Source organism: Pseudomonas sp. S5D5 (genome assembly GCF_003013355.1).
Lineage (GTDB): Bacteria > Pseudomonadota > Gammaproteobacteria > Pseudomonadales > Pseudomonadaceae > Aquipseudomonas > Aquipseudomonas aylmerensis.
Map to the genome: position 1 here is coordinate 5977957 of NZ_PTEO01000001.1, position 18754 is coordinate 5996710.

General features: G+C 61.1%; 17 protein-coding genes. 9 read left to right on the plus strand and 8 right to left on the minus strand.

The features are described from left to right. Positions 1 to 27 precede the first annotated feature (27 nt). Positions 28 to 1566: a murein biosynthesis integral membrane protein MurJ gene (gene murJ, locus C9990_RS27360; protein ID WP_065900539.1), complete on the minus strand. Its 1539-nt coding sequence runs from the start codon at positions 1564 to 1566 to the stop codon at positions 28 to 30. A 253-nt stretch (positions 1567 to 1819) separates the two neighbouring features. Between murJ and rpsT the strand changes: the two genes are divergently transcribed. Then, entirely contained in the window at positions 1820 to 2098 is a 279-nt protein-coding gene (gene rpsT / locus C9990_RS27365) for a 30S ribosomal protein S20 (RefSeq protein WP_016976313.1), read from the plus strand. A 346-nt stretch (positions 2099 to 2444) separates the two neighbouring features. Here rpsT and C9990_RS27370 read toward each other — a convergent pair whose 3' ends face one another. Then, positions 2445 to 2930 (minus strand): peptidylprolyl isomerase, encoded by a 486-nt coding sequence (locus C9990_RS27370; RefSeq protein ID WP_027606858.1) that lies wholly within the window; start codon positions 2928 to 2930, stop codon positions 2445 to 2447. On the opposite strand from C9990_RS27370, the gene C9990_RS27375 reads away from it, so the two are divergent. The 3 genes from C9990_RS27375 (at position 2929) to C9990_RS27385 (ending at position 6298) form a co-directional block, all read left to right on the plus strand. Continuing rightward, the gene (locus tag C9990_RS27375) at positions 2929 to 3219 is read left to right on the plus strand and encodes a DUF3565 domain-containing protein (protein WP_106805194.1); all 291 of its coding nucleotides are present in this window, start codon (positions 2929 to 2931) and stop codon (positions 3217 to 3219) included. The genes C9990_RS27370 and C9990_RS27375 overlap by 2 nt on opposite strands. 79 nt (positions 3220 to 3298) lie before the next feature. Beyond that, positions 3299 to 5398: a phosphate acetyltransferase gene (pta, locus tag C9990_RS27380; protein WP_065900536.1), complete on the plus strand. Its 2100-nt coding sequence runs from the start codon at positions 3299 to 3301 to the stop codon at positions 5396 to 5398. Then, the gene (locus C9990_RS27385; protein WP_065900534.1) at positions 5399 to 6298 is read left to right on the plus strand and encodes an acyltransferase; all 900 of its coding nucleotides are present in this window, start codon (positions 5399 to 5401) and stop codon (positions 6296 to 6298) included. A gap of 174 nt (positions 6299 to 6472) precedes the next feature. On the opposite strand, the gene cysN is transcribed toward C9990_RS27385, so the two are convergent. The 4 genes from cysN to C9990_RS27405 all read right to left on the minus strand — a co-directional run bounded on the left by cysN (position 6473) and on the right by C9990_RS27405 (position 10802). Then, positions 6473 to 8371, minus strand: a complete 1899-nt coding sequence (gene cysN / locus C9990_RS27390) for a sulfate adenylyltransferase subunit CysN (RefSeq protein WP_065900532.1) — start codon at positions 8369 to 8371, stop codon at positions 6473 to 6475. A 53-nt stretch (positions 8372 to 8424) separates the two neighbouring features. Next, positions 8425 to 8766, minus strand: coding sequence for a four helix bundle protein (locus tag C9990_RS27395; RefSeq protein WP_065900530.1), 342 nt, complete (start codon positions 8764 to 8766; stop codon positions 8425 to 8427). A gap of 104 nt (positions 8767 to 8870) precedes the next feature. Next, positions 8871 to 9788: a sulfate adenylyltransferase subunit CysD gene (gene cysD / locus C9990_RS27400; protein ID WP_005784641.1), complete on the minus strand. Its 918-nt coding sequence runs from the start codon at positions 9786 to 9788 to the stop codon at positions 8871 to 8873. A 255-nt stretch (positions 9789 to 10043) separates the two neighbouring features. Beyond that, positions 10044 to 10802, minus strand: a complete 759-nt coding sequence (locus tag C9990_RS27405) for a Nif3-like dinuclear metal center hexameric protein (protein ID WP_065900529.1) — start codon at positions 10800 to 10802, stop codon at positions 10044 to 10046. Positions 10803 to 10904: 102 nt separating this feature from the next. On the opposite strand from C9990_RS27405, the gene algW reads away from it, so the two are divergent. Next, the gene (algW, locus tag C9990_RS27410; RefSeq protein WP_065900528.1) at positions 10905 to 12059 is read left to right on the plus strand and encodes a Do family serine endopeptidase AlgW; all 1155 of its coding nucleotides are present in this window, start codon (positions 10905 to 10907) and stop codon (positions 12057 to 12059) included. A gap of 112 nt (positions 12060 to 12171) precedes the next feature. Continuing rightward, positions 12172 to 14268, plus strand: a complete 2097-nt coding sequence (locus tag C9990_RS27415) for a TonB-dependent siderophore receptor (RefSeq protein WP_106805195.1) — start codon at positions 12172 to 12174, stop codon at positions 14266 to 14268. Positions 14269 to 14329: 61 nt separating this feature from the next. Here C9990_RS27415 and hemH read toward each other — a convergent pair whose 3' ends face one another. Both hemH and C9990_RS27425 read right to left on the minus strand, forming a co-directional pair. Next, positions 14330 to 15355: a ferrochelatase gene (gene hemH, locus C9990_RS27420; RefSeq protein WP_065900526.1), complete on the minus strand. Its 1026-nt coding sequence runs from the start codon at positions 15353 to 15355 to the stop codon at positions 14330 to 14332. Positions 15356 to 15369: 14 nt separating this feature from the next. After that, entirely contained in the window at positions 15370 to 16269 is a 900-nt protein-coding gene (locus C9990_RS27425) for a TIGR01777 family oxidoreductase (RefSeq protein WP_106805196.1), read from the minus strand. A gap of 211 nt (positions 16270 to 16480) precedes the next feature. Here C9990_RS27425 and C9990_RS27430 point away from each other — a divergent pair, with 211 nt between their 5' ends. From C9990_RS27430 to C9990_RS27440, 3 genes are all read left to right on the plus strand, one after another. Next, positions 16481 to 17467, plus strand: coding sequence for an NAD(P)/FAD-dependent oxidoreductase (locus tag C9990_RS27430; RefSeq protein ID WP_106805197.1), 987 nt, complete (start codon positions 16481 to 16483; stop codon positions 17465 to 17467). Next, complete coding sequence (locus C9990_RS27435) at positions 17464 to 17679, plus strand: TIGR02450 family Trp-rich protein (RefSeq protein ID WP_065900523.1); 216 nt, start codon at positions 17464 to 17466, stop codon at positions 17677 to 17679. Before C9990_RS27430 ends, C9990_RS27435 begins: the two co-directional genes overlap by 4 nt. Positions 17680 to 17792: 113 nt before the next feature. Next, entirely contained in the window at positions 17793 to 18752 is a 960-nt protein-coding gene (locus tag C9990_RS27440) for a DUF523 and DUF1722 domain-containing protein (protein ID WP_106805198.1), read from the plus strand. Positions 18753 to 18754: the final 2 nt, after the last annotated feature.

The window sequence follows — 18754 nt, forward strand, 5'->3', positions numbered from 1 at the left end:
AACAACCGTTTTATCGCGGCAAACGCTCTATCCGAGGGACTTGCGATTGAAATCCCGCAGGCGGAAGCCCTGCAGCAGCAACATCCCGAAGTACACCACCACGCCCGCCACCACCAGAACGCCCAGGCGCATGAAGCGCTCCAGCATATGGCCTTCGTCCCAGGCCGGCATAAAGTGCATCAGCCCGAGCAACACCGCCGACATTGCCGCCACTGCCACCAGCAACTTGAGGGCAAACATGCCCCAGCCAGGCTGTGGTTGGAACATCTGCTGCTTTCGCAGCTGGTAAAACAGCAGGCCCGCATTGATGCAGGCGCCGGCGCTGATCGCCAGGGCGAGGCCGGCGTGGGCCAGCGGGCCGATAAACACCAGGTTGAGCAGTTGCGTGACGACCAGCGTGAAAATCGCGATCTTCACCGGCGTGCGGATGTTCTGCTGGGCATAGAAGCCCGGCGCCAGCACCTTGATCACAATGATCCCGAGCAGCCCGACGGAGTAGGCAATCAGCGCACGCTGGGTCATCAAGGCGTCATGGGCATCGAACTGACCGTACTGGAACAACGACACGGTGAGCGGCTCGGCCAGGATCCCCAGCGCCAGGGAGCACGGCAGCACCAGCACAAAGCACAGGCGCAGGCCCCAATCGAGGATCCGCGAGTATTCCTGACGGTCCTTGCTCGCATAGGTGCGCGCCAGCGTGGGCAGCAGGATCGTGCCAAGGGCCACGCCAAGTACGCCGGACGGCAGCTCCATCAGGCGGTCGGCGTAGTACATCCAGGATACCGAGCCCGAGACCAGCAGCGAGGCAAATGCGGTGTTGATGATCAAGGAGATCTGGCTGACCGACACGCCGAGGATCGCCGGCAGCATGTTGCGCATCACCCGCCATACACCGGTGTCCTTGAGGTTCAGGCGCGGCAAGACGAGCATGCCGATTTTTTTCAGATGTGGCAGCTGGTAGAGCAATTGCGCCAGGCCACCCGCCAGTACGGCCCACCCGAGGGCCATCACCGGTGGATCGAAGTACGGCGTGAGGAACAGCGCGAAGATGATCATGCTGACGTTGAGCAACGTCGGTACAAAGGCCGGCACCGAGAAGCGGTTCCAGGTATTGAGGATCGCTCCGGCCAGGGACGACAACGAGATCAGCAATATATAAGGAAAGGTCACGCGCAGCAGATCGGTGGTCAGCGCGAATTTTTCCGGGGTGTTGGCGAAGCCCGGCGCGGTAGCCCAGATCACCCAGGGCGCGGCGAGCATGCCGGCGATCGTCACCAGCATCAGCACCAGGGTCAGCAGGCCCGAGACGTAGGCAATAAAGGTACGGGTCGCCTCCTCGCCCTGCTGGGTCTTGTATTCGGCCAGGATCGGCACGAACGCCTGGGAAAACGCACCTTCGGCGAAGATACGCCGCAGCAGGTTCGGCAACTTGAAGGCAATAAAGAAGGCATCCGTGGCCATGCTGGCGCCAAAAATGCGCGCCAGCAGGGTGTCACGCACAAACCCCAATACCCGGGAGATCATCGTGATAGAGCTGACGGCAGCCAACGATTTGAGCAGATTCATTGAAAGAGTTTGCGCCTATAGATAAAGAGCAGGCGAACTGTGCGCCTACTTATGCGATACTGCGCGCCTGCAACAGCACAGAGCCAAAGCTCGCGAGTTTACAGGTCAAGCGCCGGAAATAAATCACCCGCCTCTTCAGATCGACCACTCAGCAGTTCGCATCAGCCGCCCTTGACAACCCATCAAGTCATCGGCATGATTCGCGGCCTATTTTGTTTGCTATTTCCTAAAAAGTCTTTCGAGGAGCTCGACGGTGGCCAACACACCTTCCGCCAAAAAACGTGCAAAACAGGCTGAGAAGCGTCGCAGCCACAACGCCAGCCTGCGTTCCATGGTTCGTACCTACATCAAGAATGTAGTTAAGGCCATCGACACCAAAGACGCTGAAAAAGCCCAAGCTGCTTACGTTCTGGCCGTGCCAGTTATCGACCGTATGGCCGATAAAGGCATCATCCACAAGAACAAGGCCGCTCGCCATAAGAGCCGCCTGAATGGCCACATCAAGGCTCTGAGCGTCGCTGCTGCAGCCTAAGTGGTAACAACTGCAACGCAACCCCGGTTGCGAAACAGTTAAGAAATGCCCCGAACCGAAAGGTCCGGGGCATTTTTGTTTGTGCGGGCTTTTTGTGGTGAGCGGGCTTGCCCCGCGTTGGGCTGCGTAGCGGCCCCAAAACCAGAGGACGCGGTCCCACTGGAGGAATGCGGTGATCTTGATGGGGCCGCTACGCAGCCCAACGCGGGGCAAGCCCGCTCACCACAAAAGCCTGGTGCATAAAGAGCCCGCTGGAACAAGCAGCTGTGCTCAGCTGGATTTTCAGGCACAAAAAAAACGCCCCGAACCAGTCGGGGCGTTTTGCTACCTATTGATCAAACATCAATCAATGGTGGTGACCGCCTTCACCGTGGACGTGGCCGTGAGCCACTTCTTCCTGGGAGGCGTCGCGGATGGCAACGATCTTCACTTGGAAGTTCAGGCGCTGGCCAGCCAGAGGGTGGTTGCCGTCGACGGTTACGTCGTCGCCGTCCAGGTCACGGATGGTGACGATCTGCATTTGGCCGTCCGGCGCGGAAGCGTGGAACTGCATGCCCACTTCCAACTCATCCACACCTTCGAACATGCTGCGGCTCAGGGTGCTGACCAGTTCGGCGGAGTATTCGCCGTAGGCATCTTCAGGTTCTACGGCAACGGTCAGTTCATCACCGACGCTCTTGCCTTCCAGCGCCTTTTCCAGGCCCGGGATGATGTTACCTGCGCCTTGCAGGTAGACCAGCGGCGCGCCGCCGGCGGAGCTGTCGATGACCTCACCAGCGTCGTTGGTCAGGGTATAGTCGATGGAGACAGCCTTGTTAGCGGCGATCGTCATGGGGCGAGACCTTTTGCATAAGAATGAAGAACGGACAAGTCTAAACAAGGATTTGCCCGAAAGCGAACAGAACCCGGACGGACGGGACCGATCAACGGTCGCGACGATCACCGGATTCCACCAGGATGATGACCAGCACTGGGTTGCCGAGCTGTCTTGTGGCCATACCCAGCACCTGCGCCACCAACCGCCCTGGCAGTCCCGCGCCTGGGTGCTGGACCCCGCGCAACGCCTGGAAAAAATAGGCCAGCCCTTTGCCTGCGGCTGGTGTGCGCAAGTGCGCGAATAACGATAACCTTGGCGCCTGATTCCCGGTAGGCACTCACGCATAGAGCGCCACCGAAGCCATGCACCTCCAGAGAATTCGCATGCAGACTTTTTTTATCGCGCCCACCGATTTTGGTGTGGGTCTGACCTCCATCAGCCTTGGGCTGGTGCGTACCCTTGAGCGGGCCGGGCTGAAAGTCGGTTTCTTCAAGCCGATTGCCCAGCCGCACCCCGGCGACACCGGGCCCGAACGCTCCACCGAACTGATCGCCCGCACCCACGGCTTGAAGCCGCCGCAACCGCTGGGCCTGGCCCACGTCGAGCGCATGCTCGGCGACGGCCAACTCGACGAACTGCTCGAAGAGATCATCACCCTGTATCAACAGGCCGCCGTCGGTAAGGACGTGCTGATCGTCGAAGGCATGGTGCCGACCCGCAGCGCCAGCTATGCCGCGCGGGTCAACCTGCACCTGGCAAAGAGCCTGGACGCGGAAGTGATCCTGGTATCGGCCCCGGAAAACGAAGTGCTCACCGAACTCTCCGGCCGCGTGGAACTGCAGGCCCAGCTGTTCGGCGGCCCGAAAGACCCGAAAGTGCTGGGTGTGATCCTCAACAAAGTGCGCACCGATGAAAGCATGGAGGCCTTTTCAGCACGCCTGAAAGAGCATTCGCCGTTGTTGCGCAGCGGCGATTTCCGCCTGCTCGGCTGCATCCCCTACCAACCCGAACTCAACGCGCCGCGTACCCGCGACGTCGCCGACCTGATGGGCGCGCAGATCCTCAATGCCGGTGATTACGAAACCCGGCGCATGACCAAGATCATCATCTGCGCGCGCACCATGCGCAACACCGTGGAGCTGCTCAAGCCGGGCGTGCTGGTGGTAACGCCGGGCGACCGCGACGACATCATCCTTGCCGTGAGCCTGGCCGCGATCAACGGCGTGCCGCTGGCCGGCCTGCTGCTGACCAGCGACACCCTGCCCGACCCGCGCATCATGGAGCTGTGCCGCGGCGCGTTCCAGGCTGGGCTGCCGGTGCTGTCGGTGAGCACCGGTTCCTACGACACGGCCAACCAGCTCAACAGCCTGAACAAGGAAATCCCCATCGATGACCGCGAGCGCGCGGAGATCATCACCGATTTCGTCGCCAGCCATCTCGATGCGCGCTGGCTGCACCAGCGCTGCGGCACGCCACGGGAAATGCGCCTGTCGCCGGCGGTGTTCCGCTACCAGTTGATCCAGCGTGCCCAGGCCGCGAACAAGCGCATCGTCTTGCCCGAAGGCAGCGAACCACTGACCGTTCAGGCTGCGGCCATCTGCCAGGCGCGTGGCATCGCACGCTGCGTGCTGCTGGCCAAGCCGGCGGATGTGGAAGCTGTCGCCCGCGCCCAGGGCATCGAATTGCCCGAAGGCCTGGAGATTCTCGACCCGGACCTGATTCGTCAACGCTACGTCGAGCCGATGGTTGCCCTGCGCAAGAGCAAGAGCCTCAACGCGCCGATGGCCGAGCAGCAGTTGGAAGACACCGTGGTGATCGCCACCATGATGCTTGCATTGGATGAGGTCGACGGCCTGGTTTCCGGGGTTATCCACTCCACGGCCAACACCATCCGCCCCGCCCTGCAGCTGATCAAGACCGCACCGGGTTGCACGCTGGTGTCGTCGGTATTCTTCATGCTGTTCCCCGAGCAGGTGCTGGTGTACGGCGACTGCGTGATGAACCCGCACCCCAGCGCCGCCGAACTGGCGGAAATCGCCCTGCAAAGCGCCGATTCGGCCGCCGCCTTTGGCATTACTCCGCGCGTGGCGATGATCAGCTACTCCAGCGGCGACTCGGCGAGCGGTGAGGAAGTGGAGAAGGTCCGCGAAGCCACCCTTCTCGCCCATGAACAGCAAAGCTCGCTGCTGATCGACGGCCCGTTGCAGTACGACGCCGCCGCCAACGAAAACGTCGCCCGCCAACTGGCGCCCGACAGCCTGGTCGCCGGCAAGGCCACCGTGTTCGTGTTCCCGGACCTCAACACCGGCAACACCACCCACAAGGCCGTGCAACGCAGCGCCGATTGCGTCAGCCTGGGGCCGATGCTCCAGGGCCTGCGCAAACCGGTCAACGACCTGCCTCGCGGCGCCCAGGTCGACGACATCGTGTACACCATCGCGCTGACTGCGATCCAAGCCGCCAACCGACCTATGGATATCTAAATGCTGGATTTTCTACCTGCCGCCGTACGCGGGGTGATCGCGTCCCTGCTGTTGGCGCTGAACACGATCCTGCTGTGTTCGTTCCTGTTTATCGTGGCGCTGTTCAAGGCGCTGCCGTTTGCCAAGCGCTTCAGCGAATGGCTGATGAACCAGACCCACGAGGCCTGGATCAGCAACAACAACGCCTGGATGACCCTGGTGCGACGCACCCGCTGGCACATCAAAGGCCTTGAGGGCCTGGACTATCAGCACTCGTACCTGGTGACGAGCAACCACCAGAGCTGGGTCGACATCATGGTGCTGCAATACGTGCTCAATCGACGGATTCGCCCGCTGAAGTTCTTCCTCAAGCAGGAGCTGATCTGGGTGCCGGTGATCGGCCTCGCCTGGTGGGCGCTGGGCTTCCCGTTCATGAAGCGCTACACCAAGGCGTACCTGGAAAAGCACCCGGAGAAGAAAGGCAAAGACCTGGAAACCACCCGCAAGACCTGTGCGAAGTTTCGCGACAACCCGGTGGGCATTTTCAACTTCGCTGAAGGCACGCGCTTTACCCCCGGCAAGCATGCGCAGCAGAAATCGCCGTTCCGCTACCTGCTCAAGCCCAAGGCTGGTGGTATCGCGTTTGTGCTGGATGCGATGGGTGAGCAGCTGAAGTCACTGGTCAACGTGACCATTCACTACCCTGCCGGGCGCCCTGGGTATTGGGATTTGCTCTGCGGGAACGTGAAAGAGGTGGTCGTGCAGTTCGAAGAAGTGCAGATTCCGGCTGAGTTTATCGGCAAGAATTATGAGCAGGATGGGGAGTATCGGTTGGCGTTTCAGGGCTGGATCAACCGGTTGTGGGAAGAGAAGGACCAGTTGTTGGAGAAACTGCACACAGAATTCCCAGGCAAAAGATGATCAACCTGTGGGAGCTGGCTTGCCTGCGATAGCGGTGGGTCAATTACTGATATATCAACTGACAGTCAGCAATCGCAGGCAAGCCAGCTCCCACATTGATTGAGCCTGATCTTGAGGATGTAAAAAAGCCCGTCACCGAGTCATCGGTGGCGGGCTTTTTTGTGGCAGCGAGGTTTAGATCGCGCCGCGCTGACGCAACAGTTCCAGCACTTGCTTGACGCTGTCTTCCAGCGACAGGGCCTGGGTGTCGATCACCAGGTCGGCATTCAACGGCACGTCGTACGGGAAAGACTCGCCAGGGATGTTATCCCCACCCGCGGCGTACAGGCCTTGCGGATCACGCTCGGCGCACACCAGCGGCGAGGCTTGCACATAGACCGTGAGCAGGCGGTCGGCGCCAATCAGCGCCTTGGCCTGTTCGCGACCCTCGGCATCCGGTGCAACGAAGGCGGCCAGGGTCAGCAGGCCAGCCTCGTTGAACTGACGCGCCACATGCGCGGCACGCCGCCAGTTTTCGGTACGCCCGGCACGGTCCTGCGGCAGACCTTTGTTCAGGTCGTGACGCAGGTTCTGGCCATCGAGTACGAACACCGCACGCCCCATGTCGAAGAGCTTGCGCTCAACCGCATAGGCCAGGGTGCTTTTGCCGGCGCCCGACAAGCCGCTGAACAACACGGTGGCCGGTTGCTGGCCGAAACGCAACGCGCGCTCCTCGGTGGCCACATGCGCGAGACTGCCGTGCTGCGCAGCGCCGCCATGGTTGACCGGCGGCGCGATGATCATGCCCGCGGCCACAGTGCCGTTGGTCAATCGGTCGATGACGATAAACGCACCGGTGGTGCGATTGCTGTCATAGCCGTCCAACGCAATGGCGGCGTCGAGGCTGACCTTGACCCGGCCGATCTCGTTCAGCTGCAGCGAACTTGCCGGGCCTTCGGCCAGGGTGTTCACGTCCACGCGGTGCACGATGCTGGTGATGGAACCCGGCACGTAGCTGGTGGCGCGCTTGATGTCGTATTTCTTGCCCGGCAGCATCGGCTCTTCGGCCATCCACACCAGCATGGCGTCGAAGGCGTCAGTCACTTGCGGCACGTTGTCGGCATGCACCAGCAAGTCGCCACGGGAGATGTCGATCTCGTCTTCCATGGTCAGGGTCACGGCCTGGCCAGGCCCCGCATGCTCCAGCTCACCTTCGAAGGTGACGATGGATTTGACCCGACTGCTCTTGCCCGACGGCAGCACCACGACTTCGTCGCCCTTGTGCACGACGCCGCTGGCCAGGGTGCCGGCGAAACCACGGAAGTTCAGGTTCGGACGGTTGACGTACTGCACCGGGAACCGCAGATCGGTGTAGTTGCGGTCGTTGGCGATCTCGACGGTTTCGAGAATCTCCATCAGCGATTGGCCGGTGTACCACGGCGAACGCTCGCTCTTGTTCACCACGTTGTCGCCCTTGAGCGCCGACATTGGCACGAAGGCCAAGGTGCTCGGCTTGAAGGCGATACCGTCGGCGAACTTCAGGTAATCGGCCTTGATCTGCTCGAATACGCTTTGGTCGAAGCCATTGATGTCCATCTTGTTGACGGCCACCACGATGTGTTTGATCCCCAGCAACGAGGCGATGAAGCTGTGGCGACGGGTCTGGGTCTGCACGCCGTAGCGGGCGTCGATCAGGATGATCGCCAGGTCACAGGTGGACGCACCGGTGGCCATGTTGCGGGTGTACTGCTCATGGCCGGGGGTGTCGGCGATGATGAATTTGCGCTTGGCGGTGGAGAAGTAGCGGTAGGCAACATCAATGGTGATGCCCTGCTCACGCTCGGCCTGCAGACCGTCGACCAGCAACGCCAGGTCGATGTCATCGCCCGTGGTGCCGGACTTCTTCGAATCGCGGGTGATGGCTTCCAGATGATCTTCGTAGATCATCTTGGAGTCGTGCAGCAGGCGCCCGATCAGGGTGCTCTTGCCGTCGTCGACGTTGCCACAGGTCAGGAAGCGCAACATTTCCTTGCGCTCGTGCTGGCCCAGGTAGGCGAGGATGTCCTCGCTGATCAAATCAGATTGATGGCTCATTGCATTCAAGCTCCAAGCTGTAAGCTTCAAGCGGCAAGCTTGTCGGCGTACAGCTAGTCAGAAATTTTGTTGATCAGGCCGCAGAGCATTTTTGAAAGCTCGCGAGTTTCTGTAATCCAGTTTTCAGCCAGCGGGCGGGCGATGTAGGCAATGTCACAACCGATGAAGATCTGAGTTCGTAGCTCCCCACAAGAAGCCTTTGCAATCCAAAGAAAATAAGCTTTCTCCTTGGCGCTACGACGTTCCATGCCTTCAGCAATATTGGAAGGCACCGAAAGTGCAGACCGGGTGATTTGATCTTTGAAGCCAAAATCCCCGCACTCCGCAAACTCGCTATAGATCTGCACCGCTAGACACTTGCTTCTTTGCCAGACAACCAGTTTCTCGAAGTCCATCACGAGTCACTCAGTAGCGGCTCGCAACAACCGGCTGCAAGCACCAAGCTGCAAAATTACGCATACCGCCTTTAACTTGCAGCTTGCCGCTTGTAACTCGAAGCTTAAAAGTACCCTTGACGTTTTTTATCTTCCATCGAGCCTGCGCCATCGTGGTCGATGACACGGCCCTGGCGCTCGGAAGTTCGCGTCAGGAGCATTTCCTGAATGATGTCGGTCAGCGTCTCGGCTTCGGACTCCACCGCGCCCGTCAACGGGTAGCAGCCAAGGGTACGGAAACGTACTTTCTTTTTGACGATTCGGGCTTTGTCTTCGTCGGACAAGTGCTCGAGGATGCGGTCGTCGTCGATCATGATCAACGTGCCATTCTTCTCGATCACTTCGCGCTCGGCGGCGAAGTACAGCGGCACGATCGGGATGCCTTCCAGGTAGATGTACTGCCAGATATCCAGCTCGGTCCAGTTGGACAGCGGGAACACACGGATCGACTCGCCCTTGTTGACGTTGCCGTTGTAGACGTTCCACAGCTCCGGGCGCTGGTTCTTCGGGTCCCAGCGGTGCTTGCTGTCGCGGAATGAGTACACGCGCTCTTTGGCGCGGGATTTCTCTTCATCGCGACGGGCACCGCCGAAGGCGGCGTCGAAACCATGTTTGTCCAGGGCCTGCTTGAGGCCTTCGGTCTTCATGATATCGGTGTGCTTGGCGCTGCCGTGGGTGAACGGGTTGATGCCCTGCGCCACACCATCCGGGTTGACGTGGGTGATCAGGTCCAGGCCCAGCTCCTCGACCATTTTGTCGCGGAACTTGTACATTTCCTGGAATTTCCAGCGGGTGTCGACGTGCATCACCGGGAACGGCAGCTTGCCCGGGAAGAAGGCCTTGCGTGCCAGGTGCAGCATCACGGCGGAGTCTTTACCGATCGAGTAGAGCATCACCGGGTTGTCGAACTCGGCGGCGACCTCGCGGATGATGTGGATGCTTTCCGCCTCCAGCTGTTTCAGATGCGTCAGTTTGTCGACCATGGTTACTCACGGAAAAACGATCTTATGGACGGCCAGCGGGCCGTGTTCGAGCGGGGCATGCTAGCACAGCACCTTCTTCTATTCAGGGAGCCAGCTAGATCGAAACGGTATATGAATATGCCTCGTGGTTTGGGGTGCAACGCGTTCAGGTGTGGGAGCTGGCTTGCCGGCGATGGCTTCAACTCGGTGTGCCGGATGTCCCGAGTTGCCTGCGTCGCAGGCAAGCCAGTTCCCACAGGGGTTCAGTTGCATGGCTCAGATCGGGTTGGGGCAGTCGATGAACAAATGCTCCAGGGCAAAACGCCGCGCCAGGTAATCGCCCAGTGCCTGCACGCCGTAGCGTTCGGTGGCGTGATGGCCGGCGGCGATAAAGCTGATGTCGTTTTCGCGGGCGCTGTGGAAGGTCTGCTCCGACGCCTCGCCACTCAGGAACAGGTCGACGCCGGCGGCAATCGCGTCGTCGATATAGCCCTGGCCCCCGCCGGTGCACCAGCCGACGCGGCGGATCATCTCGCTGCCTTCGATCAGCAAGGGCTCGCGGCCCATGACGTCCTGCACCCGGCGTGCGAAGTCGCGCGGTGACAGCGGCTCGGAGAGCGAACCGACCAGGCCGACGATCTTCGGGTTACTCGGGTCCAGCGGGCCTTCGACCGTGATATCCAGTTGGCGGGCGAGCTGCACGTTGTTGCCGACATCAGGGTGCAGGTCCAGCGGCAGGTGGTAGGCCAGCAGACTGATGTCGTGCTTGAGCAGCGTTTTCAGGCGGCGTTGCTTCATGCCGGTGATGCAGGGGTTTTCGCCCTTCCAGAAATAACCGTGGTGCACCAGGACCAGGTCGGCCTGCGCTTCGACGGCTGCATCCAGCAGCGCCTGGCTGGCGGTCACGCCGCTGACGATGCGCATCACCTGCGGGCGCCCCTCGACCTGCAGGCCATTGGGGCAATAATCGGCAATTTTTGCACTGCCGAGGTAGCGGTCCGCTTCCTCGACGAGGGTGGTAAGGGGGACGGCCATAAAAGACTCCTAAATATCCCGTTCCGAGGCGCTCGCAGCCTCGTATAATGCGCGACATTATGGGCGCTCTCCCGCCCCCTGCAACCTGTCAGGACTTACTTGATGCTCAAGGCACTGCGTTTTTTTGGATGGCCATTGTTGGCTGGCGTGCTGATCGCGATGCTGATTATTCAGCGTTTCCCCCAGTTGGTGGGCTTACCCAGCCTTGATGTGAACCTGCAGCAGGCGCCGCAAACCAGCGCGGTGGTGCAAGGCCCGGTGACCTATGCGGACGCTGTCGTTATCGCGGCGCCAGCGGTGGTCAACCTGTACACCACGAAAGTCATCAACAAACCCGCTCATCCATTATTCGAAGACCCGCAATTTCGCCGCTATTTCGGCGACAACGGCCCCAAGCAGCGGCGCATGGAATCCAGCCTTGGCTCCGGCGTGATCATGAGCCCCGAGGGCTACATCCTCACCAACAACCACGTGACCACCGGCGCCGACCAGATCGTGGTCGCCCTGCGCGATGGCCGCGAGACCCTGGCCCGCGTGGTCGGCAGCGACCCCGAAACCGACCTCGCGGTGCTGAAGATCGACCTCAAGAGCCTGCCTTCAATCACCCTCGGTCGCTCCGACGGCCTGCGCGTCGGTGACGTCGCACTGGCCATCGGCAACCCGTTCGGGGTGGGCCAGACGGTGACCATGGGCATCATCAGCGCCACCGGGCGTAACCAGTTGGGCCTCAACAGCTACGAAGACTTCATCCAGACCGACGCGGCGATCAACCCGGGCAACTCGGGCGGCGCACTGGTGGATGCCAATGGCAACCTGACCGGTATCAACACGGCGATTTTCTCCAAGTCCGGCGGCTCCCAGGGCATCGGTTTTGCGATCCCGGTGAAACTGGCGATGGAAGTGATGAAGTCGATCATCGAGCACGGCCAGGTAATTCGCGGCTGGCTGGGGATCGAAGTACAACCGTTGACCAAGGAGCTGGCCGAGTCCTTTGGCTTGACCGGGCGCCCGGGCATCGTGGTCGCCGGGATTTTCCGCGACGGCCCGGCGCAGAAAGCCGGCCTGCAACTGGGCGATGTGATCCTCAGCATCAACGGCGAACCGGCCGGTGATGGGCGCAAATCGATGAACCAGGTGGCGCGGATCAAGCCGACCGACAAGGTGGCAATTCAGGTAATGCGCAACGGCAAAGAGATCAAGCTGCTGGCAGAAATCGGCTTGCGCCCACCGCCTGCACCGGTCAAAGAAGAGGAATAAGACGCCTCGTCAGGTACCCGTTTGCGGGTACCTGTAAGCTCATATTTCAAAGCGAAGGCATTCTCATTAGGCATGTTATATTGTTTCAATATCGCTATTGGAACGCTCTATCATGCCGTCTCGAAGAATTGCCCCCATGGCTGGCCTGGCCCTGGGCTTGTTGCTTGACCCCGCCTACGCCGAAGACAACACCCTGGAACTCGACACCATCAGCGTCACCACCGACGCCTATGAATCCGCCACCGGCCCGGTCAAGGGCTACCGTGCAACGCGTTCGGCCAGTGCGACAAAAACCGACACAGCCCTGCACGACATCCCACAATCGATCAGCGTGATTCCCGCAACGGTGCTCAAGGACCTGGGCAGCACCCAGGTAGAACGCGCCCTTGAGTTTGCCGGTGGCGTGTCCAAGCAAAACAACTTCGGCGGCCTCACCCTCTACGAATACAGCGTGCGCGGCTTCACCACGTCGGAGTTTTACCAGGACGGTTTCAGCGCCAACCGTGGCTACCCGAGCACGCCGGACACCGCCAATATCGAACGCATCGAAGTACTCAAGGGCCCCGCCGCGAGCCTCTACGGCCGTGGCGATCCCGGCGGCACCGTGAACATCGTCACCAAGAAGCCCCAGCCCGATGCCTTCACCACCGTGCAAACCAGCGCGGGCAGCTGGGATCGCTATCGCACCGCCGTCGACCTCAACACCCCGCTGGACAGCGAGGGCAACCTGCTCTCGCGAGTCAACCTGGCCGTGGAAGACAACCACAGCTTTCGCGAGCATGTGCAGAGCAAGCGGGTCTTTGTTGCCCCCTCATTCAGTTGGCAACTGGACCCGGACACGCATCTACTGGTGGAAAGCGAATTGGTGCGCCACAGCTCCACCTTCGACCGCGGCATCGTCGACGCCAGCGGCGTGTCCCGCGCCACCTTCCTGGGTGAACCCAACGACGGCGATATCGACAACCATAACAACCGTCTCCAGGCCAGCCTTGAGCATCATCTCAACGACGCCTGGAAACTGCGCCTGGCCAGCCACTACAAACAGGGCAGCCTGTGGGGCGACGCCTCGGAAAACCGCGCACTGAACGCCGACGGCCACACCATCGACCGCCGCTACCGTGAACGCTCCATGGGCTGGCACGACAGCATTACCCAGTTGGAGCTGCGCGGCCTGTTCGACATCGGCAGTTGGCAGCACGAGTTGCTGGTTGGCACCGAATACGAGGACTATCGCAAGAAAGAACGCGTCACGGCGATTGGCGGGAGCCGCTACACCCTCGATATCTACAACCCGGTCTACGGCCAGCCCAAACCCAACGGCGCGCGCTCCGGCACTGACTTCTTCGAACAGACCCAAAGCCATGCGCTGAACCTGCAAGACCAGGTCATCTTCACCGACCGCCTGCGCGGCATGGTCGGTGCGCGCTTCGAGCATTTCGAGCAGAGCATCGACGACTTCACCCGCAACCACGCCAGGAGCCAGCAAACCCACGATGCCTTGACCCAGCGTGCCGGCCTGCTCTATCAGCTCACGCCGCAAGTCGGGGTGTTCGCCAATGCCTCTACGTCGTTCAAGCCCAACAGCGGCCTGGGCGCCGACGGGAAATCCTTCACGCCGGAAGAAGGCGTGGGCTATGAAGTGGGGGTCAAGAGCGAGCTGTTCGACGACCGTCTCAGCGCCACCCTGGCCGCGTTCCATATCGAGAAGGAAAATGTACTCACCCTGGACCCCGCCACCAACCTCAACCGCGCCGTGGGCAAGGCGCGCAGCCAAGGCCTTGACCTGCAACTGAGCGGGCAAGTGAGCGATGCCGTGCGAGTGATCGGCGCGTTTGCCTACATCGACGCCGAGGTGACCAAAGGCGATAAAACCCTTCCCGCCGGCAGCCGGATCCTCGGCGTGGCCAAGCGCAGCGGCAGTCTGCTGGGCGTGTATGAGTTCCAGGACGGCGCGTTGCGCGGCTCAGACCTGGGGGCGGCGTTCACTTATGTAGGTGACCGCTCGGGTGAGGCAGGGACGCGTTTCGAACTACCGGCTTATCACACCGTCGACCTGTTGGCCCATTACAAGGCCACGGACAACCTCACCGTGGGGCTGAACCTCAACAACCTGTTTGATGAGAATTACTACGAGCGGTCCTACAGCAGCTACTGGATCAGCCCCGGCGAGCCGCGCAATTTCACGGTCAGCCTGACGCTCAACCTGTAACACCCTCTAACTGCAGGCGCCGGCAAGCCAGCGCCTACAGTTAGATCGGTATAAGGCCTGGTTACAGCGCCGTTGGGGCTCTCTCACACAAGGTATTGAGCGCCTTCGCCCACTGTGGATCATCATTCAGGCACGGCACCAGCACCAGCTCCTCGCCCCCGGCCTCGCGGAACTGCTCCAGGCCGCGATCGCCGATTTCTTCCAGGGTCTCGATGCAGTCGGCGACAAACGCCGGGCACATCACCAGCAGCTTTTTCACACCTTGCTGTGCCAACGCCTCCAGGCGCGCTTCGGTGTAGGGTTCGATCCATTTGGCGCGGCCCAGGCGCGATTGGAACGCCACCGACCATTTATCTTCCGGCAAGCCCAGGCGCGCGGCAAAGTCACGGGCGACGCTGAAGCATTGCGCGCGATAGCAGGTCTTGAGCACCTCGGCGGAGGCGTTCTTGCAGCAGTCGGCATCCTTGAAGCAATGCTGGCCGGTGGGGTCGAGTTTGGTCAGGTGGCGCTCAGGCAAGCCGTGGAAACTCAGCAGCAGGTGGTCGTAATCCTGTTCCACATAAGGCCGCGCGCTCGCTACCAGGGCGTCGAGATATTCGGGCTGGTCGTAGAACGGTTGCAGGATCGAGAACTGCACATCGAGTTTTTTATCGCGCACTACGCGCCTGGCTTCCTCGATGACTGTGGTTACGGTGCTGTCGGCGAACTGCGGGTACAACGGCGCGAGGGTGACTTTCTGAATGCCCTGTGCGGCGAGGCGGGTCAACACGCTTTCAATCGACGGTTCGCCGTAGCGCATCGCCAACTCAACCGGGCCCTGGGTCCATTGCGCAGTCATCTGCTGTTGCAGGCGGCGGCTGAGCACCACCAGCGGCGAGCCCTCGTCCCACCAGATGGAGGCATAGGCGTGAGCCGATTGCTCGGGCCGCTTGATCAGGATCAGCGACACCAGCAGACGCCGCACCGGCCACGGCAGGTCGATCACGTAAGGGTCCATCAGGAACTGATTGAGGTAGCTGCGCACATCGGCCACCGAAGTGGACGCCGGTGAGCCCAGGTTGACCAGTAACAACGCGTGATCCGTCATGCAACATCCTATCTCTAGAGGCGGCTGGACACGTCATCCAAAGCCGCGCGCAATTCAGTGAACTGGAAAGTGAAACCGGCCGCCAGCAACCGCTCTGGCAAGGCCTTTTGCCCGCCCAGCAACAGGCCGGACAACTCGCCCAGCCCTACCTTCAACGCAAAGGCCGGCATCGGCATGAACGCCGGGCGGTGCAACACCTGGCCCAACGTCTTGGCGAACTCACGGTTGCGTACCGGATGTGGCGCGCAGGCATTATACGGACCGCTGGCGTCAGGCTTGTGCAGAAGAAAATCAATCAGGGCGATTTGATCCTTGATATGGACCCATGGCATCCACTGCCGACCGGTGCCGATCGGCCCGCCCAGCGCGAGTTTGAACGGCAGCAACAGCCGCGACAAAAAGCCGCCCTCTGCGGCCAGCACCAGGCCGGTACGCACCAGCACCACACGCAGGCCCAACGCTTCTGCGCGCAGGGCAGTTTCCTCCCAGGCAATACACAACTGGCTGGGGAAATCGTCCTGCACCGGGCCGCTGGCTTCGGTGAGTTCACGCTCGCCGCCGTCGCCATACCAGCCCACCGCCGAACCGGAGATCAACACCGAGGGTTTCTGTGCCAGGCCTTCCAGCCAGGCCAGCAGGGTTTCGGTAAGGCCGATACGGCTGCTCCACAACAGCGCCTTGCGCTTATGGGTCCAGGGACGGTCTGCAATAGCCGCGCCCGCCAGGTTGACCACCGCATCCACCGGGCCGATCACCTCTTGCAGGCGCCCCACACCCAGGACCTGGTCGCCACACAAACGGGCCACCTGTTCCGGATCACGACTCCACACGGTCAAGCGGTGACCCTGGGCAAGCCAGTGTCGGCAAAGTTGGCGGCCAATCAAACCAGTACCGCCGGTCAGCAAAATGTGCATGGGATCTTCCTCATGTAACGTTTGCCGCCCATCGCTAGTCTATTTTATAAGCAGGGACCATTTGTAATCGGGCGTAACGCAGGTTCAAGCCTCAGCTTTAACCATAGGTCACGCCGTAAGAACAGGTAAGCCAAAACTTATACCAAAAAACAATATTGTACAGCTATTGGTGTCGGCGTAGTCTGTACCCAACGGTAAAATGAGGCCTCCCATGACTGTTCCCATCGCGATCATTGGCACCGGCATCGCCGGTCTCTCCGCCGCCCGAGCGTTAAGAGACGCTGGGCACGTTGTACAACTCTTCGATAAAAGCCGCGGCAGTGGTGGCCGCATGTCCAGCAAGCGCAGCGACGCCGGCGCGCTGGACATGGGTGCGCAATACTTCACCGCCCGCGACCGCCGCTTCGTCAACGAAGTGCAGCGCTGGCAAAGCAACGGCTGGGCCGAGCAATGGAAGCCCCAGCTGTACAACTTCAAGTCCGGCCAACTCACCCCGTCTCCCGATGAACAAATCCGCTGGGTCGGCACACCGCGCATGAGCGCGATCACCCGCGCCCTGCTCGATGACCTGCCGGTGGAGTTCGGTTGCCGCATCACCGAAGTGTTCATGGGCAAACAGCACTGGAACCTGCTGGACGCCGACGGCGAAAACCACGGCCCGTTCAGCCACGTGATCATCGCCACACCCGCCCCGCAAGCCACCGCGCTGCTGGCCGCCGCGCCCAAGCTGGCAAGTGCCGCCGCCGGCGTGAAGATGGACCCGACCTGGGCCATCGCCCTGGCGTTCGACAAGCCCCTGGATACGCCCATGCAAGGCTGCTTCGTGCAAGACAGCCCTCTCGACTGGCTGGCGCGCAACCGCAGCAAACCCGGACGCGACACCACCCTCGACACCTGGGTGCTGCACGCTACCAGCGCCTGGAGCAGGGCCCACCTGGACCTGCCCAAGGAAGCCGTGATCGAACACTTGCATGGGGCCTTCGCCGAATTGCTGCACAGCGCCATGCCCGCCCCGTCGTTCAGCCTCGCACATCGCTGGCTGTACGCGCGACCGTCCAGCGCCCATGAGTTCGGCGTGCTGGCCGACGCCGACCTGGGCCTGTACGTGTGTGGCGACTGGTGCCTGTCGGGCCGCGTCGAGGGTGCCTGGCTCAGTGGCCAGGAGGCCGCGCGACGCTTGATCGAGCACCTGCAATGAACCGCATCAACCCCGCCAAATTGCTGCTGTCGAAGTGGACAGCAGCGCACCCCCGCAACAAGGAAAAACACTTTTTGGTCACCGAGCTGATCCGTGACGAAGAAGGCACCGTGCTGGAAATCGACCTGCAAGCCGTCATGACGCGGCGCACCGAAAGGCTGGCGTGGCAAAGCCTGCAGAACGCCGAGGACTGGCAGATCGGCTGGAAATAACCTCCGCGAAAAATACTTGTACAAAATATTTGACTTGTACAGCATCAAACCTATCATGAGATTTAGTTGTACAAGTTTTTAGTCTTGTACAGGAATCTTGTAGAGGTTTGGCCATGTCCCACTCCGGTAAGCCAAAGATCGCGATCAGCGCCTGCCTGCTTGGCGAAAACGTGCGCTTCAACGGCGGGCATAAACAATCCCCTCTCTGCAGCCAGACGCTCAGCGACTATTTCGAGTTCGTACCGCTGTGCCCAGAAGTCGCGATTGGCCTGGGCATCCCCCGCGAACCGATTCGCCTGGTGGGCGATCCGGCGCACCCGCAAGCCGTGGGCACCGTGCATCGCGAGCTGAATGTGACCCAACCGCTGGATGACTACGGCCAGCAGATGGCCGCCGCGCATACCGACCTGTGCGGTTACATCTTCATGCAGAAGTCACCGTCCTGTGGCCTGGAGCGAGTCAAGGTCTACCGCGACAACGGCACGCCGGTGGATGGCGGCGGGCGCGGCATCTACGCCCAGGCGTTTTGCTCGCGCCACCCCAACCTGCCGGTGGAAGAGGATGGTCGGCTGAACGACCCGGTGCTGCGGGAAAACTTCATGACCCGCGTCTTTGTCTACGCCAGCTGGCAACAACTGCTCGCCGAAGGGCTCAGCCGTCATCGCCTGCTGGCCTTCCATTCGCGCTACAAATACTTGTTGATGGCCCACAGCCCGGCGCACTACAAAAGCCTCGGCCACCTGCTGGGCAGCATGACCCGGAGCACCGACCTCGACACCTTGGCCACCGGCTACTTCAGCGAACTGATGAGCGGCCTGCGCAAGTGCGCCACTCGGGGGACCCACACCAATGTGCTGCAACACATCAGCGGCTACCTCAAGCAAGCCATCAGCGCCGACGACAAACAGGAAATGCAGACCGTCATCGGCCAGTACCACCAGGGGATCGTGCCACTGGTGGTGCCGCTGACCTTGCTCAAGCATCACTTTCGCCAACACCCGGACCGCTACATCGCGCAGCAGGCGTACCTGCAACCGCACCCGGAAAATCTCAGCCTGCGTAATGCGATCTAACC